This is a genomic window from Acinetobacter dispersus (assembly GCF_009884975.1).
In the GTDB taxonomy this organism is placed as follows: Bacteria; Pseudomonadota; Gammaproteobacteria; order Pseudomonadales; family Moraxellaceae; genus Acinetobacter; species Acinetobacter dispersus.
On the sequence record NZ_CP041970.1, the window covers coordinates 3,586,857 to 3,610,852 of the forward strand.

20 protein-coding genes are annotated in these 23,996 nt (G+C 40.4%); 6 read left to right on the forward strand and 14 right to left on the reverse strand.

Annotation, left to right across the window (positions count from 1 at the left end):
• Window positions 1-93: 93 nt before the first annotated feature.
• The 4 genes from FPL17_RS16585 (at window position 94) to FPL17_RS16600 (ending at window position 4,892) form a co-directional block, all read left to right on the forward strand.
• Window positions 94-876, forward strand: coding sequence for an NRDE family protein (locus FPL17_RS16585; RefSeq protein ID WP_159886246.1), 783 nt, complete (start codon window positions 94-96; stop codon window positions 874-876).
• Between the two features lie 141 nt (window positions 877-1,017).
• Window positions 1,018-2,610, forward strand: a complete 1,593-nt coding sequence (locus FPL17_RS16590; RefSeq protein ID WP_159886248.1) for an alkaline phosphatase — start codon at window positions 1,018-1,020, stop codon at window positions 2,608-2,610.
• Window positions 2,611-2,630: 20 nt separating this feature from the next.
• A complete protein-coding gene (locus tag FPL17_RS16595; RefSeq protein WP_151716853.1) occupies window positions 2,631-4,163 on the forward strand; it encodes an alkaline phosphatase in 1,533 nt (510 codons plus the stop codon).
• A gap of 78 nt (window positions 4,164-4,241) precedes the next feature.
• On the forward strand, window positions 4,242-4,892 hold the full coding sequence (locus FPL17_RS16600) for a hypothetical protein (protein ID WP_159886250.1): 651 nt from the start codon (window positions 4,242-4,244) through the stop codon (window positions 4,890-4,892).
• Window positions 4,893-5,125: 233 nt separating this feature from the next.
• Here FPL17_RS16600 and FPL17_RS16605 read toward each other — a convergent pair whose 3' ends face one another.
• From FPL17_RS16605 to tatA, 4 genes are all read right to left on the reverse strand, one after another.
• Window positions 5,126-7,111 (reverse strand): PhoX family protein, encoded by a 1,986-nt coding sequence (locus FPL17_RS16605; protein WP_159886252.1) that lies wholly within the window; start codon window positions 7,109-7,111, stop codon window positions 5,126-5,128.
• A 184-nt stretch (window positions 7,112-7,295) separates the two neighbouring features.
• On the reverse strand, window positions 7,296-8,060 hold the full coding sequence (gene tatC, locus FPL17_RS16610; RefSeq protein ID WP_005185135.1) for a twin-arginine translocase subunit TatC: 765 nt from the start codon (window positions 8,058-8,060) through the stop codon (window positions 7,296-7,298).
• Window positions 8,057-8,497 carry a Sec-independent protein translocase protein TatB gene (gene tatB, locus FPL17_RS16615; RefSeq protein WP_159886254.1) on the reverse strand — a complete coding sequence of 147 codons (441 nt, stop codon included), beginning with the start codon at window positions 8,495-8,497 and terminating at the stop codon, window positions 8,057-8,059. Before tatB ends, tatC begins: the two co-directional genes overlap by 4 nt.
• Before the next feature lie 12 nt (window positions 8,498-8,509).
• Window positions 8,510-8,725 carry a Sec-independent protein translocase subunit TatA gene (tatA, locus tag FPL17_RS16620; RefSeq protein WP_004678519.1) on the reverse strand — a complete coding sequence of 72 codons (216 nt, stop codon included), beginning with the start codon at window positions 8,723-8,725 and terminating at the stop codon, window positions 8,510-8,512.
• Between the two features lie 152 nt (window positions 8,726-8,877).
• On the opposite strand from tatA, the gene FPL17_RS16625 reads away from it, so the two are divergent.
• A complete protein-coding gene (locus FPL17_RS16625; RefSeq protein ID WP_159886256.1) occupies window positions 8,878-9,765 on the forward strand; it encodes an AEC family transporter in 888 nt (295 codons plus the stop codon).
• A gap of 17 nt (window positions 9,766-9,782) precedes the next feature.
• Here FPL17_RS16625 and rdgB read toward each other — a convergent pair whose 3' ends face one another.
• On the reverse strand, window positions 9,783-10,406 hold the full coding sequence (rdgB, locus tag FPL17_RS16630) for an RdgB/HAM1 family non-canonical purine NTP pyrophosphatase (RefSeq protein WP_159886258.1): 624 nt from the start codon (window positions 10,404-10,406) through the stop codon (window positions 9,783-9,785).
• Window positions 10,407-10,589: 183 nt separating this feature from the next.
• On the opposite strand from rdgB, the gene FPL17_RS16635 reads away from it, so the two are divergent.
• On the forward strand, window positions 10,590-11,123 hold the full coding sequence (locus FPL17_RS16635) for an SMI1/KNR4 family protein (protein WP_159886260.1): 534 nt from the start codon (window positions 10,590-10,592) through the stop codon (window positions 11,121-11,123).
• A gap of 40 nt (window positions 11,124-11,163) precedes the next feature.
• Here FPL17_RS16635 and FPL17_RS16640 read toward each other — a convergent pair whose 3' ends face one another.
• From FPL17_RS16640 to FPL17_RS16680, 9 genes are all read right to left on the reverse strand, one after another.
• The gene (locus FPL17_RS16640; RefSeq protein WP_159886262.1) at window positions 11,164-11,751 is read right to left on the reverse strand and encodes a tetratricopeptide repeat protein; all 588 of its coding nucleotides are present in this window, start codon (window positions 11,749-11,751) and stop codon (window positions 11,164-11,166) included.
• The gene (gene metW / locus FPL17_RS16645; protein WP_004877532.1) at window positions 11,748-12,341 is read right to left on the reverse strand and encodes a methionine biosynthesis protein MetW; all 594 of its coding nucleotides are present in this window, start codon (window positions 12,339-12,341) and stop codon (window positions 11,748-11,750) included. Before metW ends, FPL17_RS16640 begins: the two co-directional genes overlap by 4 nt.
• Window positions 12,341-13,501, reverse strand: a complete 1,161-nt coding sequence (gene metX, locus FPL17_RS16650; protein ID WP_159886264.1) for a homoserine O-succinyltransferase MetX — start codon at window positions 13,499-13,501, stop codon at window positions 12,341-12,343. The genes metW and metX overlap by 1 nt, the downstream gene beginning before the upstream one ends.
• 405 nt (window positions 13,502-13,906) lie before the next feature.
• Window positions 13,907-15,604, reverse strand: a complete 1,698-nt coding sequence (gene leuA, locus FPL17_RS16655; RefSeq protein WP_159886266.1) for a 2-isopropylmalate synthase — start codon at window positions 15,602-15,604, stop codon at window positions 13,907-13,909.
• A 458-nt stretch (window positions 15,605-16,062) separates the two neighbouring features.
• On the reverse strand, window positions 16,063-16,746 hold the full coding sequence (locus FPL17_RS16660; protein ID WP_159886268.1) for a Fe2+-dependent dioxygenase: 684 nt from the start codon (window positions 16,744-16,746) through the stop codon (window positions 16,063-16,065).
• Between the two features lie 103 nt (window positions 16,747-16,849).
• Window positions 16,850-19,117, reverse strand: coding sequence for a TonB-dependent receptor (locus FPL17_RS16665; RefSeq protein ID WP_159886270.1), 2,268 nt, complete (start codon window positions 19,115-19,117; stop codon window positions 16,850-16,852).
• 328 nt (window positions 19,118-19,445) lie between these two features.
• On the reverse strand, window positions 19,446-20,537 hold the full coding sequence (locus tag FPL17_RS16670; protein WP_171519526.1) for an alpha-hydroxy acid oxidase: 1,092 nt from the start codon (window positions 20,535-20,537) through the stop codon (window positions 19,446-19,448).
• Window positions 20,537-21,220: a Fe2+-dependent dioxygenase gene (locus tag FPL17_RS16675; protein WP_159886274.1), complete on the reverse strand. Its 684-nt coding sequence runs from the start codon at window positions 21,218-21,220 to the stop codon at window positions 20,537-20,539. Before FPL17_RS16675 ends, FPL17_RS16670 begins: the two co-directional genes overlap by 1 nt.
• A 97-nt stretch (window positions 21,221-21,317) precedes the next feature.
• Window positions 21,318-23,579: a catecholate siderophore receptor Fiu gene (locus tag FPL17_RS16680; RefSeq protein WP_159886283.1), complete on the reverse strand. Its 2,262-nt coding sequence runs from the start codon at window positions 23,577-23,579 to the stop codon at window positions 21,318-21,320.
• Window positions 23,580-23,996: the final 417 nt, after the last annotated feature.

Consider the following 23,996-nt stretch of genomic DNA (forward strand, 5'->3'; position numbering starts at 1 on the left):
TATATTTTGAGCAGATTGTAGCGGAATGATGTTAAAAATGTTGTACATTCAATGTGAAAGATCAATGTTCCAAACATGTGAGAAAAAGAATCTATGTGTATTGTCGCTTTTGCATGGCAAGTGCCGGATGAGATGCCTTTGTGTCTCATTTCAAATCGTGATGAGTTTTATCATCGTCCAAGCTCACCCTTACATCTGTGGGAGCAGAGCACCATTGTAGCGGGGCAGGACTTGCAGTCTGGTGGGACATGGATGGGGGTGACAGCATCGGGGCGTTGGGCGATTGTTACCAATTTCCGTAATGGCCGAGATCAAAAAAGTTATACGACTTCTCGTGGGCATCTGATTCAATCTTTTTTGGAAAGTGATTTAGCCCCAATCCGTTTTGCTCAGCAATTGGAACAAAAGCAACAGGATTATGCGGGCTTTAATTTGTTTGTCGGTGATACAGAACAAGCGGTTTATATGAGTAACCGAGGTGAAGCTCCGCAGGTCCTCGCCAATGGTGTTTATGTGGTCTCAAATGGATTAATGTCAGAAGATTGGGAGAAAACCAGACATTTGCGTAAACGCTTTACCCAAGAGTTTTTACCGATGTTGCAGCAACCACAAATTGCTGAATCAGCAATCGATGCCGCTGCTTGGGACATTTTGGAAGATGAACGAAAAGTCATTTCAGGCCTGTTACCTGATACGGGCATTAATCCAGACATGGAAGCTTTGTTGTCTTCCACCTTTATTCAAAGTCCAATTTATGGAACGCGATGCTCTAATTTTTTAAGATTGACTCAAGCGCAGTGGCATTGGCTGGAAAAATCCCAACAAGGTGAACAGCAGGGAAAAGTTGTCGATCTTCAAATTACATTAGCGGATTAAATTGATATGTTATAACGTAATTTATATATAAAACAACAAGATGAAATAATATTGTCATTAAGGTGACATAAAAGGGTCACCCAGCATTGTTATGGTCTATGCAACGAAATTACGTCCAAACAATAAATCTGGGGATATTTTATGTTCTTATCAAAGATGAGCTTTTCCAAAAAGCTATTGGCGGTCAGTTTGATGGCGGTCTTATCGGGCGGGATGACAGCCTGTAACGATAATGATAATGATGACAAAGCAGAAGTACCAAAAACACCAACTGCAAAAAATGTAATTTTCTTTTTAGGCGATGGTATGGGAATTACCACCTTAACCGCATCGCGTATTTATTCTGTTGGTGAAGATGGTGATTTGACCATTGATAAGCTCCCAGAAACAGCGTTTGTTCGTACCTTTTCAGAAGATGGTCAGGTGACGGATAGTGCACCTTCTATGGCTGCCTATATGACCGGCGTGAAAATGAAGAATGAAGTCATTTCCATGCAGACAGGAACAATTGCATCACCACCAAAAGCAGATGGGACCAGTACCTGTGATGATGTCGCAGAGAATAAAGGCAAAAAACCAGCAGAAACCTTACTTGAACTTGCCAAAGCACAAGGTATGGGTACAGGACTGGTAACTACAACGCGTATTACTCATGCAACACCAGCAACCACCTATGCACATGTTTGTCATCGTGATGCTGAAAATGATATTGCAGCGCAATTGGTTCCTGCAGGGAAGGGTACTGGATGGGGTGCGTATAACACCAAATTAAATGATGGCGTGGATGTGGTCTTGGGTGGCGGCTTACGCCAGTTTAAACCTACGACTGTATCGGGTGGTAAACGTGCTGATGGTCGTGATTTGGTCAAAGAAATGCAAGATCAAGGTTATAGCTTTGTTGCAACGGGGAGTGACCTGACCAAAATTGATCCAACCAAGACCAAAAAATTATTGGGCTTATTCAATGCCAGCCATATGAACTATGACCTCGATCGTACCAATAAAAAAATTGATGAGCCAAGCCTTGCTGATATGACGACCAAGGCAATTGATGTCTTACAAGCGAAAAACAAAAGCTTCTTCTTGATGGTTGAAGGCGGACGTATTGACCATGCCTTGCATGACACCAATGCAAAACGTGCCTTACAAGACACGGTTGCTTTTGATAATGCGATTAAAGCAGCGATTGATAAAGTCAAAAAAACAGATCCAGAGCTTAAGAATACTCTGATCGTGGTGACTGCTGACCATGACCATACTATGGTCTTGAATGGTTATGCGAAACGTACGGGTAAATATGTAAAAGGTGCAGAGACCAGTGTACTAGGCTTGGTTAAAAACTATAACAAAGCTGGCTATGCGACTGATGAAAATGGAACACCGTATCCAATTATTGGCTTTGGTACTGGTAAAAAGCGTCTAGATAATAACCGTCTTGAAGCACGTGGTGCTTTAAAGGATAACGATAGCTGTAATCCAGTCGCAGGTCCTGCAGATAAATATACCGATAGCCGTGGGACAGACATTGATAAAGAGGGTTGGTGTACAGGTACTGCGGCAGATGATTTCCAACAGGAAGCCGTGGTACAGACTGGTTTTGCGGATAGTGAAACACATGGCGGTACCGATGTCTTCCTTGGTGCAATTGGTGTCGGCTCAGACAACTTCCATGGCAGCCTCGAAAATATCGAAGTATTTAACTTAGTTCGTAAAGCCATTGGCCTAGATAAATAACAACAGACTGGAGAACGATGATGTTAAAACAATTTAAATTAGGTCAGTTCGGTATGAAAGCTTCTGTTTTAACTGTTGCATTAGTTGCGGCAAGTACGGGTGTACAGGCGGCGGGTGAAGCCAAGAATATCATTTTCTTTTTAGGCGATGGTATGGGGCCAACCACCGTCACGGCAAGCCGTATTTATGGTTATGGTGAATCTGGTAAATTAACCATGGACACTTTACGCCGTACCGTACGCATCAAAACGTATTCAGAAGATGGTCAAACCACCGATAGCGCGCCGTCAATGGCGGCTTATATGACGGGCAAGAAAACCCGTAATGAAGTGATTGGAATGACACCGGGAACGGTCGCGGTTGAACCAGGTACGTGGACAGATGGAAAAAACACGATATCCAATGCCATTAATAATTGCCCAACACCAGGTTCGAGTGTCACTGCAGGGAGTCCTGCGGAGACAATACTTGAACTCGCTAAAGCCAATGGTAAAAAAGTTGGTGCAATTACCACTACAGAGTTGACCCATGCAACACCTGCTGCGACCTTCTCTCATGTGTGTAATCGTAATGCACAGTTTGAGATTGCACGTCAGATCATTCCTGGCGGAGCAGGTTATAACACTAAACTGTTAGATGGCGTTGATGTATTAATGGGTGGCGGACGTAACCATTTCACCCCTTATAATGCAGCAGATAACAAGAAGGGGCGTATTGATGGGCGTAACCTACTGAATGAATTAAAAGCCAAAAACTACACTGTTGGTGCGACCAAAGCAGAAATGGATGCAGCGCCATTGAATAAAAAGTATATTGGTCTTTATTCTGCAACTTCACATCTAGAATATGATTTAGACCGAGCACGAACAGCACCAAATCAGCCAAGTTTGGCTGAAATGACTGAAAAATCGATTGATTTATTACAGGCACAAGATACCGCAGGTAAAGGCTTTTTCTTGATGGTTGAAGGTGGGCGTATTGACCATGCTCTACATGGAACCAATGCCAAACGTGCGCTACACGATACCATTGCATTTGATAATGCGATCAAGAAGGCCTTAGATAAAATCAAGAAAACTGACCCTGAATTAAAAAATACTTTAATCGTTGTTACGGCTGACCATGACCATACCATGACCTTTAATGGTTATACAGCACGTACTGGAAAAACAACTACTGCGAATCCTGGTATCTTGGGTTTAAGTTATAGCTATCAAGAAGCCAAAGCGACAGATACGCGCACGCGTGTGTTGGCCGATGGCAAAAAGCATGCACCTAACTTAGATGCGAAGGGCAAAACCTCAACCACGTTGGTGTTTGGTAATGGTGGTGGACCACGTCCAACGTCACGTATTGATATTACTGATGATGAAGCGGCGGCAGATGATTATTTGCAACAAGTCGGCGTTAAACTCGGTAGCCCAGGTTCTGAAACACATGGTGGTGGTGATGTCCTCTTATTTGCTGAGGGTGCAGGTTCTCAAGTGTTTAAAGGTACACGTGAAAATGCTTGGGTGTTTAGCAAATTGAAAGAAGCATTCGGATTTAAATAAGCGCTTTATTCAATATTTTCATCATATTGCAAAAAACCTCAGTCATTATGACTGAGGTTTTTTTATGCGGGAAATAACATGCGTCTAGTGATGAGTTCGGTATTGCTCAGTTTGGGAATGACGTCTTTGCATGCTACACCGTTATTGAGTGCCAGTATTACACGAGAGACTCAGACCATTGGCAATGATGGTGTGACACGTACCAGTGTGTTTCAGGAGCGTATGTATCGTGATTCTCAGAATATCTGGATTGAACGTGTGTTGCCGAGACAGCATCAGCATGGTGACGAAAAGGGTGGACATAAACATCTAGATCTAGCGGAAGCTGCTCAACATTATTTTATTGATCAGAAAAAACAACCCAAACTGAATTTGGTTTTGGTCGAAGATAAAACCGTCGTACATTTGCAAGATGCGGATGTGGATATGCTGGGCTTAAGCAACTGTTGGTCATGTGTCTATTCGTTACTTGATCCTAAAACCTTAAAAGGGATGAAGATCATTAAAAAGGATACCAACAGTACCCTATATGAAAGCCAAAATAAGAAGAATAAGATTCGTGTGGAATGGGATAACCGTAACAATATTGCCAAACGCGTTGATATTCGTAGCTTAGATGGTTTGCGCTATGACATCATGAAAGCCAATATCCAACAGGTCAATATTGCAGAACCATGGAAAAAATATAGTAAATTCAGCAGTAAAGATTATTCAGATTTTGGTGATTAATTGCATAAAGTTGGATTGATTGAGTCGAGCTCCTTTTTTAAAGGGGTTTTTTTTATCATAGAAATTGATCTGTTTGGTGACCGCTATCATTTCAATCTTTGAATAAAATGATCTCGCTTTTCTATTATTTTTATATAAGCACGAGCACTAGCTGAATGGTTAGATTGTGATTGATTTAGACAAGCAAATGCCGACATGATGTCGGCATTTGTTTTTGAGTGGATTACTGAAATTTAAGCTTTTTTCTCAATCGATGGTCCGACTGGATCAGCAGTGATATAGCCAACACTTGCACTATAACCACCATTGTAGTTTTCTAATACTTTTGCTTTTAATTCAGCTGGAAGGCTTGAGCTATCACCCGCATGTTGGAAGTTGCTCATGATATAGGTCCAGCCATTTACTGAATCAACTGCATGTAGACCAGTAGATTCTGCACCTGCTGGTGTGGACAGAATTCGGTCTAAAGACTTGGTCTCAACATTATAAGCCCAAAGGAAGTTATTGGTATGGTTACCACTATCTTCACCGATGAACAAAGTACGTAAAGTTTCAGAGAATTTTAGGTTGTCTGGGCTTGCAATGTTATTTGGATCAGCCGTATTACCCAAGCTATCTACTGGAATATCTTTGCCCATCAGAACCATATGGCTTTGGTAAGGTGTCCATTCACTATTGATCACATTGTTTAGGTGGTCAACTTGGCTGCCTTTCAGGTCATGCGCAAGTACGCCGCCTGCTTTCAATGTATTCTTGAATTTGACATTATGTGCAGCAACCCAGCTCGATTTACCTTCGATCATCGAGTCTTGAATGTTGGCAAGTGCAGAATAAGCAACCTTATCTTTGATATTAACAGTGGTTCCTTCCATCTTGGTGAATGCCATACTACCGCCTTTCAACGCAGCATAACGGTGTGTTTCAAGGAAGGCAGCAGCTAATTCGATTTCTGCTTTGCTGAAACCGTTATTGGCTTCTTTTAACTTGATCCAAAGCGTCTTCTTATCTAGGACAATCTGCGTATAACCCGTTAAGTCTGCAGGTGCTGTGGTTAAGCTCTCCATAATGTTTTCAGCTTTAATGCCGCGAACATTGACTAAGTCTTCAATGGTTTTACTGTCGGTATGACCCAGTTTGATCCATTTAATTGGTGCGGTAGACGTTTCATTCAACTCAGCAGTGTACTTTGCAACGTATAGTGTTCCCACAGATAAATCTTTTTCCTTATCTGCAACAAACATAAAGAAACCACCGTTGGTATAGTCATCACCCATGATTACTGTGCGGTTGTCTGGCATGACTTGAATCAGCTCATGTGAAATACGGCCTAAGCAGTAGTGTTTAACCGCAGTACCACGACCTTTACCATCTAGAATGATTTCTGGTAAGTGACCATAGTTATAGGCATTGGCCGTATTTTCATTGCCATACAGATTTTTACTGTAAGCTCTTAATGTTGCTAAGGTACTACCGATTTGATCAAACGCATCTGGTTCATATTCTTCACTTGAAAGGTGCGTATTCCAAGGTGAAAGGCTAGCGCCACAAGTAATCCATAGGCCATGAACTTTAGACATATCGACATTGAAGTATTTTTTCAATGCAAGATGTCCTGTTTTTTGATCTTGGTCTAAGGTCAATACTGCAATAGGAGATGGCAACTGACCATACATACTTTGTTTGGCTAAGTTTTGTGTGGTGTACTCAAACTGAACCACATGGAAGACTGGGTTGTTGACGCCTTCAACTTTTGCATCTTTGAGGTGGATCATTGAAGAGCCATCTGGACAGTCAGAGAAGAATTGACGTTCTTGACCTGCAACCGATGTATCTCTGATCGCTTTGTTATTAATGTCGTAATAGCTACCTGCGATAATTTTGCCGCCGTTGATATTGTCAACTTCCATACCTGTGCGGAAAAATTCTTGATAACCTAATTTATATTCAGTGCTGGTATTGTCTTCCCAAGTCACTGTTAAACTTGATTTAACAGAAGTGGTGGCCATTTCTGCTGTGGTTGATGGTGCAGCCATTGGCGTAAATTTGGCATTTTTAAATTTAACTAGTTTTGCTGGTGGTGTAACAACGTTATTATCGTTGTCATCATTGCAACCCGTTAAAGCTGCTGCTGTGCCCATTGCCCCTAGTGGTAAAAACGGAACACCCGCGAACCATTTTAAAATATCACGACGACTTGGCTGATTAGTATTGGCTGTCATAGTAAATCCGTATCTGTAATATATGGTAAATAAATCCTGATCGATTCTATGAAGCGGAGATGACAGTTTTCTGACAGTTTGAAGGCAGTTTGAAGACAATTTTTATTTTATAAATAATTAATAAATAAAGAATTAAAATAGAGGAATTCCCAGAGGGTTTCTGGGAATTCTTTATCGATCTGCATTAATCTGATGCTTTTCTTTTTTCAAGGATTTTCCCAAACAATAGACCTAATTCAAATAACATCCACATTGGAACGGCAAGCATAATCATCGATAAGGCATCGGGTGGCGTCACAAACATCGCGACAAAGAAACACCCCACGACGATGAAGCGACGCTTGTCGATCAGTGTTTGGGTGCTGACCACACCAATTAAAATCAAAACTAAAGTAATAATTGGGATTTCAAAGGTAAAACCGAACACCAAGAATAATTTTAGACAGAAGCTTAGATAGCTGTTGATGTCTGTCATTGGTGCAACTGTTTCAGGGGAAACACTAATAAAGAAATGCAAAATCGCAGGTAAGGTAATGAAATAAGCAAATGCCACGCCTAAATAGAACAGCACAATACTGCCTAATAAGAGCGGAATGGCCAAATGACGTTCTTTTTCATAAAGTGCTGGTTTGATGAATGACCAGATTTGATAAATGATATAGGGCATTGCCAGCATAAACGCGACAAATAAATTCAGCTTAAACGGTGCCATAAATGTTGCAGTGACATCGGTTGCAATCATGGTTGAGGTTGCTGGTAGCTGTTGTCTTAATGGTTCAGACAGCCATTGATAGGTGGTATTTCTAAAAGGCAATAAGCAGAAGAAAAGAAAAATCGTTACCCCAACAATCTTAAATAGATATTGGCGCAGCACAATCAAATGCTGCATCACAGGCATTTGTTGTAAGGGTTCTTCAGTACTGACTGAAGTTGATGGTAATTGGCTCATACGGCAATCTTTAATTCTGTATCAAACTGTTGAGTGGGTACGTTCGACTTTAGTTTGAAAGGTAACTGCTTTTGATATTCAAGACTGAAAGGAATGGTCGTTTGCTGAGAAAAAAGCGTATAGATGATTGGGGCTTTAGTCTCAGTTTTTACTTCTTCAACTTCAGAAGGCGTTTGTGCATTTTTAAGCGCATCCAGCTGTTGTTGCATCCTGCGTTCAAGTTCAGTGATTTTATCAATTTCTTTTTGCATTTCTTCGCGGAACTCAGAAAGGCGTAATTCTCGATCAATTTCGTTCTGAATGTTGTTGATAAACTTTTTAATTTTTCCATACCATTTCGCTACGAACCGAGCAGCTTCTGGCAATTTATCAGGACCGAGCACCAGCAATGCAATCACGGCAAAGCAAAAGATTTCGGTCATTCCCAAATTCAGCATAGTCGTGCTCGCTTAGCTTTTTACTGAGCTTTCAGTATTTTTAACTTGAGCATCAATGGTGCGAGGTTCATTTAAAGGTGTCGCAGCTTCTTCTTCTTTCATTGATTTTTTGAAGTCTTTGACTGCACCACCAACATCTTTACCGAGGTTTTTAAGCTTCGATGTACCGAACAGTAGAATCACTACAATTGCAAAAATCAGTACGTGCCAAATTGATAAACCAGCCATCATTCTATTCCTATAAAACTTTGGATATATCTCAACAGCTTGGCATGACAAAGATGTGACACTTATATTGCAGTTTTAAGACAATGCATTTACCCAATGGTAAATAGTGCTAGCATAAGCAACATATCAAGACATGATAAAAACAGATCGACATGACCTTTATTCTCCCCATCAGTGCCTTTATTTTCGGGCTGTTGCTTGCTCAATTCAAAGTCGCGGAACAGGCAAAGAAAATCTTATCTTCCTTATTGGCACGCTTATTTATTCCTGTGGTGATCATCTATAACATGGTGTTTTATCAGGCGGGTAGCTTTGCATTGATGGGATTTAGTTTCATTACATCGATTCTTCTATTCTATTGTTTTTTCCACTTTTCAAAGGATCGCTTACAAGCGCTTTGTATGAGTTATAGCAATATTGGTTGGTTGGGTTTTCCATTTGCCATCGCCTTATTTGGGGAGCAGGTCAGTAGTGCCATGATCGCGCTGTATATTGGAGGTTCACTGTTTGGCAATATTTGGGCGGTGTCTGCCGTTTCAGAAACACCAACACATTATCTATCAACACTGCAAAAAGTTTTAAAGTCACCACCTGTGTTGGCATTGTTTGCTGCACTGATTTTATGGCTATTTGGCATGCATCGTTTGCAAGGTAATCTGGTTCTAGAAGGGCTGTATGATATTGCCAAATTTGGGATGAGCTTTGCGGGGATGTGTATTTTAGGGATGTGGCTGAGACATACTCGGGTACATTTTGTTGATTTGTGGCTGAGTGCACGAACCTTAATGTTCAAGCTCTTGTGTGGTGTGGTGATCTGTACGTTGACTTATTATTTTTTTGCGATTCCGCAAATTGAATCATTGCTTCCTGTGCTGTTTTTCTTATTTTGTTTGCCACCTGCCGCCAATATTGTTGCTTTGGAAACACATTATCAAGGTACGGGTGTTTCAGCCCGCTATATTGCTGCGGGAACCATCGTGAGCTGTTTGGTGATTGTGATCTATGGTTTAGTGCTGCATATAAAAAATGCCCTCATCTAGGAGGGCATTTTTAAGTTTTAAACCAAACTGGCTTTAAACAGCTGCATTGCTTGACCGCGATGGCTAATTTTATTTTTATCAGCTTTGCTCAGTTCAGCACTCGAAACATTGAGTTCAGGCAGCCAGAATAAAGGGTCATAACCGAAACCATTTTCACCACGAGCAGCTTCTAAAATCTCACCTTTCCAGATACCTTGGAAAATTTGTGGCAGTGGATCTTCTGCATGCGTGACCAGTGCCAATACGCAGACAAACATCCCTTCAATGGCTTCACCTTCTTTACGCAAAGGTGCAAGATCAGCCAACAATTTCTGATTGTTGGCAGCATCATTACCATGCTCGCCAGCATAACGCGCTGAGTAGATGCCAGGCGCACCACCTAAAATAGGTACACAAAGTCCAGAGTCATCTGCTAGCGCAGGTTTACCTGAAAGCTTAGAGGCATGGCGTGCTTTGATAATGGCATTTTCAACAAAGCTGAGACCGTCTTCAATCGCATCTTCAATATCGAGTTTGCCTTGAGGAATGATCTCGACAGGAAGATTAAGTTGTTGAAAGAGATGTTCAAATTCGACAACTTTGCCTTTGTTATTACTTGCAAGGACAAGGCTGCCTTGGTTGAGCCATTGTTGGGTAGACATATCAGTTTTAAATTCGCTTAGATTGAGTAGAATTTTAGGAATTTTTTTAAGAAATTAGTAGTGAATATGTGTGTTATAAGAAAAAATATTAATGCCATTAGAGTTATGGTATTTCTGTAATTCTACTTGTTTTATATTTCATATGGTATCAGATGTACTTAAGAATAATTTTTAGAGGAAGATATGGATTGGCCTACACAGATTTCTAGAATGGCTTATGTTAAATATAAGATAAATGAGGCTGATATTCAAAATATTTGGCCATATCATTTGCCAGAAGTAGCGGCAACTAAAATACAGTTATTAGAAGTAGAGCAATACTTAGAAAAATTTGCTGACCCTTTATATTTCAATTTTCTTAGTTATGCGAATGGTTGGAAAGGAATATATCAATATGTTGATTTATTTGGAACAGTTGATCTAATTGTGAGCCCACTTATGAGCTATGCAAAAGGTTTATTAGACGCTATTGAGGATTCTTATTTTGATCAAAAAAATATAACTAGAAATAGTGTTTTACCTATAGCTACAACTCTGATTGATAAGGATTTATTTGTAATTGGTGCTAAAGGAACTTCAATAGAAGGCCAAGTAATATGGCTAGCAGGAGAAGAAATAGATAGATTTCCAAATTTTGAGGAGTTCTTTCTTGCTATGGTGGGTTACAATATTGAGGAATTTAATGATTTAAATTTCTTAAATATAAAACCGACATAGAAAGTCGGTTTTATATTTTCGCTAAATCTTACAATTAAGATTATTGCGCTTGAATCCATTTATCAGCACGGTCACGTGCAGTACGAATCTGATCTTGAGTTAAGTTTGCAGCTAAAGCAGTTTTCTTACCTTCAGAAAGACTGATCACTTTGGTATCCAGCATGCCATCACGGGTTGAAAGCTCATACCATTGATAAGCACCGACAAAGTTTTTCTTCTGTTCTTCCATCATCGCAAGATTAAAGCTAGCACGGTTGTCACCGTTGCTTGCTGCTTTCTCGAAATATTTACGCGCTAAAGCTTCGTCTTTCTTTACACCAATACCATCGGCATACATACGACCAACATTCAATTGTGCTGCAGATAAACCTTGATCTGCTGCTGCTTTGAATAAAGAAAATGCTTGTTTTTCATCTTTAGCAACGTCTTTACCAAACTGGTAACGAGTTGCTAAGTAAAACTGTGCCCCAGCTTGACCAGATTTTGCTGCGCTTTGTAGTTCATTGATACCCATCACTGAATATCGCGCTGCCTGTGTTGCAACCGATTGAGGTTGAGCAACATAGTCAGCGTGCGCTTGTATACTGATCAGACCAAATAAAAATGTGCTGATTAATGTCTTTTTCATAGAGCGCTCACTCGATAAATTGCGACTTCACCAAATAGGTTCGGCATATGCTTACTGAGCATACTACCTTGTTGGTCACCATTAACGGCAAGTCGATTAATAATTTTAATCCGATTCTCAGCACATAAGGCTTCAAAGTCACGGAAAGTACATAAATGAATATTCGGGGTGTTATACCACATATACGGTAAAGCTTCCGAAACAGGCATTTTCCCTTTCAATGCAAGAAAAGAACGTGTCTTCCAATATGCAAAATTTGGAAAAGTAATAATGGCCTGTTTGCCGACACGCACCATATCACGAAGTAATACATCTGGTGCATCTACAGCTTGCAAAGCTTGTGCCATAACCACAGAGTCAAAAGACTGGTCGGCAAAACGGCTTAAACCGAGGTTTAAGTCCTGTTGGATAATATTTAACCCCCGACTGATGGCAATTGCAATCTTTTCTTGATCAATTTCTAGACCATAGGCACGAATATTGTGCTGTTTGCTCATATGAGCCAGCAATTCACCATCACCACAGCCTAAGTCTAGCACGCTAGAGTTCGGGTTAATCCATTTTTCGGCGAGTCGTTGATCTATACGCATTAGTGCTGCTCCTGCGATGTCGATTGCAACTGTTGTTCTCCACCTAAAAATGCGCGTAGCGTTTTTACATACAGTGGAATAGGGAATAAGAACGAGTCATGACCTTGTTCAGCATCAATATCTAAGTAGCTGACAGGCTTATGATTATCAATCAAAGCATCGACCAGCTCTTGAGAGCGGCTTGGACTAAAACGCCAGTCTGTGGTAAATGAAATTACCAAAAATTGGCACTTCGGTTGACTCATTGCCTTCGTCAAAGAATGTTCATATTCACGCGAAGGGTCAAAATAATCCAAGGCCTTGGTCATAATCAAGTAAGTATTTGCATCGAAATTGCGGCTAAATTGTTCACCTTGGTAACGCAAATAGCTTTCCACTTGGAATTCGACATCAAAACCATACATAAATTTGCCCGATTTTAAATCGCGACCAAATTTCTGTTTCATGGCTTCTTCAGACAAGTAGGTGATATGACCCACCATACGCGCCAAAATCAAACCACGTTTTGGATAACTGTCATTTTCCAGATAGCGACCATGATGGAAATCAGGATCAGATAGAATCGATTGGCGTGCCACTTCGTTAAAGGCAATATTTTGGGCTGATAATTTGGGTGCACTAGCGATGATGGCGCATTTTTGTAATCGGTCTGGATAATCCAAAGACCATTGTAGAGCTTGCATACCGCCCAGAGAGCCGCCAATCACAGAATACCAAACTTTAACGCCTAAACGGTCAGACAGCATTGCTTGAGTTTTGACCCAGTCACGCACTGTGACTAATGGGAAGTCAGGACCGTAAGGGCGATTTTCATTTTCAGGATTTGGTGAGGTGGGACCAGTTGAACCACTGCATCCACCGATATTATTTAAGGAAACAACAAAGAAGTGATTGGTATCAATGGCTTTTCCAGGACCAATACAGCTGTCCCACCAGCCTGCCTTCTTATCATCTTCATGATGATAGCCTGCCGCATGGTGATGCCCTGACAGCGCATGGCAAATCAGAATGGCATTGGATTGGTCTGAATTGAGGGTTCCATAGGTTTCAACCATTAAATCGAAACGTGGCAATACGCGGCCACATTCAAGTTCTAAGGGTTGTTCAAATTGAAACTTTTGTGGTGTGACTAAACCCACTGAATCCGATGGAAAAGACACTGGAATCGTTCGCCTTATATAAAGTTTGAATCAATAAACAGAGTTCAATTGAATCTCTCGTTACTTGAAATCATTGGTTTTAATAACGGAGTCCTGCCGAGTTGTTATCCAGTTCTAGGATAAACTTTCAGTTAGACTTACTTTGGTTTCGCCCAAAGTAAGCAAAGGCATTGTCATCCACAAAACCTGTTCATTTCTTGCATTTTTCTCATTCTATCGCAGAAAGAGCATCTTACAAGCACCACGCAGGTTGTGGATGACATTTCCGAGTATCTGAGTTTAAACGAGAAATTATATTCAATCTCAATGAAACTAAAAGGATACCAATTCAGGTATCCTTTCAAAAGTCATTTTTTCTGATATTACAACTCAGCTTTACTGACGATTATGTGATATTTCACCTATCTAAACAGCTGCAGCAGCCACTTGATCGGTGGTTAATACCCCTTGTTCAATTAAACGGTTGGTACATGCAATGATGGCTTCGATTGATGAAGTTACAATGTTGTCATGTACACCCGCACCAAATGCGCTCTTACCTGTGCCTTTCACTTGAAGCTCAATCAAGGCGAGGGCTTTGGCATTGGCACCTGAACTGATACTGCGCTCTTCATAGTTCACCACATCAATTGGTAACTGTAAGGCATTCAACATAGCTGAGATCGGGCCATTTCCTTCTCCGCGGAGACGTTGAATTTCACCGTCAATTTCAACGTCTAATTCAATGATTTGTGTACCATTGATATCCGACAATTGATAATGTTTGGTTTGATAATGGCTGTTCTTCACATCCACATAGGTATTTTCGAATAAAGTCCAGATTTCATGTGCACTGATTTCTGTGCCATTTTCATCGGTATGCTGCTGTACGATCTGACTGAATTCGATTTGGACACGACGTGGTAAAGCAACGTTATAATTCGATTCCAATAAGTATGCGATACCACCTTTACCTGATTGGCTATTCACACGAATCACCGCATCGTAATCACGACCCAAGTCTTTCGGATCGATTGGCAAGTATGGCATATCCCAGATTTCTTCGTTTTTCTGGAATTCGAAACCTTTTTTAATTGCATCTTGGTGTGAACCAGAGAAAGCAGTAAAGACTAAGTCACCTGCATATGGATGACGAGGGTGTACTGGTAAACCTGTACATTCTTCGACTGTTGCAATGATTTCATTGATATTTGAGAAGTCTAAGTTTGGTGCAACACCTTGGGTATACATGTTCAAGGCAATCGCAGCAACGTCCACATTACCAGTACGTTCACCATTACCAAATACACAACCTTCTACACGGTCAGCACCTGCCATAATCGCCAATTCAGAGGCCGCGATACCGCAACCACGGTCATTGTGACAGTGAACAGAGATAATCACGCCATCACGACGCGCCAAGTTACGGTGCATCCATTCGATTTGATCGGCATAGACATTCGGTGTCGATACTTCAACTGTTGCAGGTAAGTTCAAGATGACTTTATTGGTTGGTGAAGCTTCCCAAATTTCAGTCACAGCATCACAGACATCTTTGGCAACTTCTAATTCAGTTGCAGAGAAACATTCTGGGCTATACTGGAAAATCCAGTCTGTAGCAGGGTATTGCGCTGCATATTCTTTGACTTTGCTTGCTGCATTAATGGCAAGTTGTTTTGAACCATTGGCATCGACATTCAAGACTTTCTGACGGAAGGTTGGAGAGTTTGAATTATAGATATGCACAATGGCACGCTTGGCATCAACCAACGCTTCGAAGGTACGTTCAATCAAATGATCACGTGCTTGCACCAACACTTCGATATAGACATCGTCAGGAATCAAATTTTCTTCAATCAACTTACGGGTAAAGTCGAAGTCAATTTGAGATGCAGAAGGGAAACCAATTTCAATATGTTTGAAGCCGATTTTAACCAACATGTGGAACATTTTTAATTTTTGATCCATATCCATCGGTTCAAAAATCGCTTGGTTACCGTCACGAAGGTCAGTACTCATCCAAATCGGTGCTTGATTGATTTCATTATTCGGCCATTGACGATCTGGTAAATCCACTCGCTGGTACATACGGCGGTATTTTTTGCTTGGGTCAGCCAACATCATGAGAAAACTCCTTGTCGTAGCATGGTTGCTGAGTCAAATAAAAGGCAACGTGCTACAGATATATATGGTGTCTATAAGAATTAATTTAAAGCGAATTCGGGGATCGAGCGCCTAAAAATGTAGGCGAAAAAATTTATACGCGCGCGAGGCGCAGTATCAGGAGAAGTGCAGCGAGATGTGTTATATGAGACGGGTGGGTAAAGCCGCGATTTGTTTTCATCATCTACCATTCATATTGGGTATTTAATTTTGCAGTTATATTAATCATCTAACGATATTCAGTCTAGGCGAAAATACAGACGACTGCAAAGGTCTATAAAACATTTTAATTGGAATGAATGGGAAATATTTCCCTGTTTTTTGCACTATTTCAATTTTAATGGGAAAAATTTCCCGAAATTTTATCAATTAGAGATAAAAAAGTTGTTTTTATCTCTAAACTTTGAAAAGTGTGCGAATTATAGCTCAGCCCACTTTCGCATGAGGTTGTGGTAAAGATTGGTCATTTTAATCACTTCTTGATGAGTGTCACCAAGCTGTACACGCAAATTTTGGATCGTCTGATCCAGTGTAAATAACATATTACGTTCAGCATCATCACGAATCATGCTTTGTACCCAAAAGAATGAAGCCGTCCGACATCCACTGCTGATTGCAGTCACTTCATGCAGACTAGATGAAGGGTAGAGCACCATATCGCCCGCAGGTAATTTGGCTTCATGATAGCCGTAAGTATCTTCAATGACCAGTTCACCACCTTCATATTCATCAGGTTCTGATAAAAACAAAGTGCAAGATAAATCGGTACGTAAGCGTTCTTTCGTGCCACGAATTCGACGGATTGAATTATCAACATGGAATCCAAAAGATTCCTGATTTTCATAACGATTGAAAAGCGGAGGGATAATATCCAGTGGTAAAGCGGCTGAGAGAAATAGGGGGTGTTTGCCCAGTTCTTCTAAAATGATGTTACTGAGATGGTGGGTTAAAGGATGATCTTCAGGCAGTTGCTGATTATTTTTCACGTTAGCAGATAGAGTACCTGCCGTAACTTTTCCATTGGTCCATTCGATTTTATCCATTTCTTCGCGAAAGTACTGAACTTGTTCTTTGCTTAATACATTAGGAATATGATGGATCACAATAGCTACCTTTGTGGAAACAATGAATGATAAAAAATAGCCTCATTATGAGGCTATTTTTGCAATAAAATCCATAATTAAATTATGGGTTTTATTGATAGGATTAGTACTTAAAGTTTACAGACAATACTGCACTACGACCTTCCGCTTCTGATGCATAGTGAGAGGCATAGGCTTTGGTAAAGTAACGTGTATCAGACAAGTTGTTTACATTAAGCTGTAAGTTTACGTTTTTATTCACGTCATACTTTGCCATCGCATCGTAGCGTACATAGCCTGGAACCCATTTGGTATTGATTGCATTACCATAGACTTTATCCATTGCAACTGCACCAGCACCGAGAGTAACTTGTGGTAATACTTTATAAGTTGTCCATAAAGTAGCAGAGTTCTTTGGAACGTTTGGTAATTGCTTACCTTTCGCTGCATTTTCAGGAGTACAAACACCAGCACGGTTACAGCTTGGACCTGGGTTAGTATTTTCACTATCTAAATAGGTATAGCCTGCGCTAACAGCCCATTTATCAGTGATATAACCATTTAAGCCAAGCTCAATACCGTCAACTTTACTATCGCCACCGTTGGTATACGTAGTTGGATCAAGTTGGATACGCGTGTTTTGCTTCTCTGTACGGAAAATTGCAGCAGTTGCATTGAGTTTATTGTTGAATAAATCCCATTTTGTACCAATTTCAAAAGTACGTGCTTTTTCTGGATCTAGATCGCGGTTGTTTGCATTCACCGCAGGTTCAGAGCCATCACCTGCATCGATACCGACTGGGTTTGCAGAGGTCGCAAAGCTTGCATAGATACTGCCATTTTCAGCAGGTTTAAAGGTTAAGCCAGCTTGATAACTAAAGAAGTCCGTATTATTTTCTAATTTAACACCAGTCGCATTGGTTTTTAGCTCAGTATCAAATTTATCCCAACGCACACCTAAGTCGAGTAACCATTGTGGTGTAATTTCGATATTATCGAGCGCATAAACGGAAGTCGATTCAGATGTCGTGGTTGTAACAGCCTTGTTCGCAGTCACTGTTCCTAAGAAACGATCATTTGAATTTGGATTAAATGTTGATGTACACCAACCATTAGATGCAGCTAAACCTAAGCTACACGCGCCGTTAGCAACTGCACCGCCAATTGCTTTGGTATTTGGATCAGTAATGGTATAGCTACCTTTATCTGATTCAGCTTTACTATATTCAGCACCAACATTAAAGCTGTGTTTGAATGCACCTGTATTAAATTTACCTGTTAACGCTAATTGATCAGAGAACGTATCTGTATCAGTAATACGTGTATTGGCACGACGCCAGATACCAGTATCCTTCAATTGACCTGTCGTCGGGTTAAGGAAGTTACCTTGACTGTCATCTGGTTGAGTCCAAATATAGTCATTTTTAGATTTGTTATAAACTGCTGTATTACTTAAAGTTAAGTTTTCTGTTAAGTCATGCTCTAACTTAAAAGTACCTACTTGGTTTTCTTGTCTTTGGAAATCACGATCTTTCCAACCATAATAGATGCCTTTTTTAACATCGATTGGTTTTCCTGAACCAGCGGCGAAATTATTCGGGTTGTTATATGGAACACCTGCATCAGGAGTATCATCAGTTTTTAAGTAATAATAACTTAAAGTTGCACGAGTGGCTGTGTCTAGGCCGAAGGTAATACTTGGAGCGATACCTGCACGTTTGTATTCTGCACCGTCATCGCCTTGGCCTGCTTTATTGTTGTGATGTCCCATAACCACAACACGAGCCGCAACACCATTACCGAAATCTTTATTACCATCAAGGGTAATACGTTGATAATCATCGGTACCCCCTTGTACAGATCCTTCTAAGGAATCACCTTTTTTAGCAACTTTAGAAATAAGATTAACGTTACCACCAACAGAACCACCACCGCCTAAAGAAGATGAAGAGCCTTTTGATACTTCAACTTGTTCAACCGCAAACATTTCACGGTTTTGAGAAGTGGCGTTACGAATGCCATCTACATACATTGAGCTTTCAGAGCTATAACCGCGAATAAACGGACGGTCACCGTTTGGGTTACCACCTTCACCCGCACCTAATGTAATACCAGGAACGGTACGAAGTGCGTCACTTAAAGTTGTAACCTTGGTATCTTCAATCAGTTGCTTTGAAATCACAGAAATGGATTTTGGAGTATCCAAAAGAGGAGCAACAAACTTAGTATTTGCAGATTTATCGACTTTGAGGCTTTGTTCTTTTTCAGCTTGAGCATGAATTGTTGGAAGCTGAACTGCCTGATCTTGAGCAATCGCTGGTACTGCAATTACTGAAAGTGAAGAAGCAATTGCAGAAGAAACGAGTTTCTTCCGTGATTTAATAAAAGACATGAGTACGCCTAAGTATGTAAAAATTTATGCAAAGGATAATCATTGTCATTTCTATATTCATTTGTTTTGGATTGGTTTTTTCAATTGTTTCTAATTGTTACAATGGAAACTTAAATAATTTTTCGTCCTTAATTGTTCAAAAATGTTGTTAATTTGTTGATTTTTTTATTTAATCTAAAAAAACGATTGTGGTTTAAATATTGACGCTTAATTCTGATGTTATGATTTTTTTCATTTTACTAAAGTTTTATTTATATGATTTATCTTCAAAAGCCTGAAAGTGTTTTGAATATCAGTTTGTTAAGGTAACGAGATGCAGTAAAGCGGATTATTGATTAATAAAGTCATGGTTAATCTCTTGTAAAGTTGTTGTTCCCATTAAGGCCATGGTGACCTCAAATTCTTCCTTTAAGATTTTAAGTACATGGGCAACACCTAAGGCACCAGCCGTTGCCAAGCCATAAATATAAGGACGGCCGATCAGTACGGTGGATGCGCCCAGTGCTATTGCTTTAAATATATCTGAACCACGACGAATTCCGCCATCTAACAGTAGGGGATAACTGACTGGAACAACGGCTCTGATTTTTTGTAGCGCAATTAATGGAGGAATAGTGGTATCCAGTACGCGGCCACCATGATTGGAAACGATCAGACCTGAAACACCATATTCGACCGCTTTCTTGGCATCCGCGGGATGCAATACACCTTTAAGGATCACTGGCAGTTTTGTATTTCTAATCAACCACTCAATATCCTCCCATTTTGGTGCTATTTTCATTAGACCTTGAAAAATAGGGTGCTCGTCAGCAGCCAAATTACCAATTTCTAAATCAACTGATGCATGTGGATGTGGCATTTCATTGGGAAGTTGAAAGAAGATTTTACGCTCTCGATCTCGGATACCTGTATGTGGCGCGTCGATGGTGATCACGATCGCTTTATAATTGTGTTGTTCTGCAAGCTGAATTAAAGCCAATGATTTTTCTCGGTTAGCTTGCCAATAAAGTTGAAACCATTTGTACGGATTCTCTTTATTCAAAGCTTCCATATGTGTGTTGCTTAATGTACTGAGGACAAAGTTACTCTGCATTAACTCAGCGGCAAGTGCTGTGGCTTGCTCCGCTTGAGGATGGAAAAGTGCCTGATGCCCAATGGGAGCAAGAAAAATTGGATGAGGGTAGTCCATCCCAAATAAATTGAGCCGAGTATTGCCCTGAGAAAAGTCATTTAAATGTCGTGGAATAAGATGAATATCTTGAAACTGGAGCTGATTTTCTTGCACGCTTAGTTCATGCATCGCACCGCCTTGTAAATAATGCCAAGTTGCCTCTGCCAAATGTTGTGAAGCTTGTTGCTCGTAATCCGCCACGGTTTGTAAATGAGCAGGGATTATGGTCAATGGCGGAAGAGGTGACATTAGAAAATCCCCCATTGTCTTAAGAGGTTGTGATAGTGACTGGTCAAAGCAACCACTTCCTCAGTATCGCCAAGCTGTTGTCTTAGTTTTAGAATGGTCATATCAAGGTTAAACAGCATAGTACGTTGCCAGTCATCTTTCACCATGCTTTGAATCCAAGTGAAAGCGGCAATTCGACTGCCTTGAGTGACGGGCTCAACGCGATGCAGACTTGTGGACGGATATAAAATCGCATCACCCGCATCTAGCTTAACTTCATGGCTGCCATAGGTATCCTCAACAATCAGTTCTCCACCTTCATATTCATCGGGTTCGGATAAAAAAACCGTAATAGAAACATCGGTGCGAATCATTTGTCCTGTTTTTGAAGAGGCCTGAACAGCGCTGTCGACGTGGTTGCCATAATTGCCCTGATTTTGATAGCAATTAAACATTGGCGATAAAATGTGTTGGGGCAGGGCGGCTGAACGTAACAGTAAATTGTGTTGTAACGCATTTAGAACAGACAGACTTAGGGATTGATAAACATCACTATGGATATCAATCTGTAAATTATTTTTAGTTTTCTGAGCTTGTGCACCTGCGCTTTGCGCGCCATTGACCCATGCTGAGGCTGGCTGCATTTGTTGGCGTAGTTCTAACACTTGTTGTTTACTGAGCAGCTCAGGAATGTGCAACATCATATTTAAAACCCTTCAAAAAAATACAGCCTGTCGAAAAAGTATACCTTTTCTAACAGGCCGAGTTCATCTATTCAAGCTTCAATTTTGATTGAATAATTTAGAACTTGTAGTTGAATGTTAATGCTGCTGAGCGAGGTTGACCGAGCACAAAACGGCTACCACCATTGTTCAATGCACTGATGTAGTCTTTATCTGCTAAGTTATAGATATTGAGGTTAAGTGACGCATTTTTGTTGAAGCTATAACCTGCCATTGCATCAAATACAACATACGATGGTACTTTTGGCATATTGGCTAGCGCAGTGCTGTCGGTAATGACACGTTTTTGTTCATCTACATAACGTGCACCTAAGCCTACTTTAAAGCCAGCGATGTCATAGGTGGTCCATAACGTTGCAGTCCAATCAGGTGACCAACGAACAGAATCTGTTACTGTTTTTTCGCCAGTCGTACCAAAGCTCTGTTGGTTTTTTTGCTTGGTTTTCATGTGGGCAACACCCGCAGAAATATTCCACGCATCGGTAATTTGACCCACAACACCAAGTTCAACACCTTCAACTCGTGTTTTACCTTCTTGAACAGATTCTTTGGTAATTGGGTCAGTGGTAAATTGGTTTTCATTTTCTGTGCGATAAACGGCAGCGTTTAATGCCAGTTTATTTTTCAACACATCCCATTTTGCACCCACTTCATAGTGGTTGGTTTCTTGGGGCTTTGAACGTGCATTATTGGCTGCCTGAGTACCAGTGGTTTCAGCGGATAATCCAAAGTTTGCACTACCTGGAGGTGTGAGTGATTTTGCATAAGATGCATAGACACTGCTGTTTTCAGTTGGCTTAAATAAGCTGCCCAATTTCCAACTGACTAAAGTGTCATGTGCTTTTAGGTTGGTCGGTGTTTTAGTGACTGCAAGCGTGTTTGAATCTGTTGCTACAGCAAGTGCTTCATAATCAGTTTCGTAGTAATCAACACGAACACCACCATTAAACTGCAAACGATCGTTGAGTAATTTAATGGTATCAAACAAATATGCCGCAGCTGTCCGTGTTTCACCATCCGTATATGCACCCGTATGGACTAAGCTTGGAATAACATCGTAATGATTTGGATTGTATAGATTTGCAGCTGGTGTTGTTGGTGCTTTTTGACCAGGTGTTTGTGTTGATAAAGTACGTGAAATTTGCTGTTCTTGTAAGAACTCTAAACCTGTGACTAGGTCATGTTCAACGACACCTGTTTTAAAATTCACATTGAGTGATGAGGTATTGGCAAGAATTTTATTTTCCTGATCAACCCCTTGATGTGAGCGAGAAATCGTCCATGCATCTGGATTGTTTGATCCATTCTTATTTAAGGCATTAATACCTGTTAATGCACGATTCATTTTTGACTTACCGTAACGAGAGGTATTGGTAAATTTAATTTTATCGCCAAAATCACTTTCAACTTTTGCAGTCACCATATCAGCGTCAATATCTTCATAGTCATTGACACTGCCATAGTAATTCGAACGATCAACTTCTTTTGCCTTATTTAAATCGGCATCAGCATTGTAGAAGCCTTTCATTCCGACTGTAGGAATACCACCATCAGGAATATTATTTTGGCGAACATGCTGAGAATATAGGTAGAAGCGAGTGTCTGTGTTCAAACCGAAAGCAATCGATGGTGCAATTGCCCAACCATTATTTTCTAAAACATCTCGTCCTTCAACGCCGCCGTCTTGTCCCATTACATTTAAACGAACTGCTGTGCTTTCATTAATTGCTTGATTGATGTCTGCAGTTAAGCGTGCATTTTCAGCAGTATTGTAACGTGCTGAAACTTCACGACTACTTTCAGCTTTAGGTAACTTGGTGACTAAGTTGATATAACCCGATGCTGCACCGCGACCTGCTTCAGAGCCAGAAGGACCTTTTACAACTTCAATCTGTTCTAGGTTGAATACATCACGGCTTACGGCACCAAGATCGCGGATACCATCGACATAAGTAGATGTTTGCGTTGAGAAACCACGCATCTGGAAGGTGTCGCCTGCGCTGGTATTACCATTCTCACCCATTTGTAGTGTGATGCCCGGGGTATTACGCAGTGCTTCCATTAATGATGCAGCACCTTGTTCCTGTAATAGTTCTTTTTTGATGACTTGTACAGTTTGAGGGGTATCGAGTAGGGGTTGTGTATATTTTGGAGAGCTAACAGTATCTACTTTATAGGTATTTTCTGCATTTACTTCAATTGTTGGAAGCTTTGCCACACTTTCTTCTTTAGGGGCAGCATGTGCTGCTAGAGGAAGACTTGCTGCAAGCGCAACTAACGGTGTGGTACGAAAATGTTTACGACTTTTGATTTTTGCCATTGAGAGAACCCCTGAAATTGAAGTGTGAATGACAGAACTTTCAACCTGATGAAACTTTTACAGAAAAAGGAGTAAAAGTAGATTAATTGTTAATCTATGTAACAATATGTGCGAAGTCTATTGATAATTATTATCGTTATCAATAGCTTTAGCTTCTGTGTAAAGAGCTGTATATGTTTATTGTTTTGAAATTTAAAGATATTTTCTCGAATTGGTATTAATGATGAATAGTTGTGCAAAATGATAATGTAGTGATGGTTATATTTAATATGTTGATATAAAAGTATTTATTTGAACTTTTTATTTAATTTAAGGGTTGGTCTTAGAGGGTCAAATATCTGAACATAAGGGGCATAGAGTAGGGTTCGGATGAGCTTTATATGAATATTTCTGTAAAATTGATTTTGAGTTGAGTAT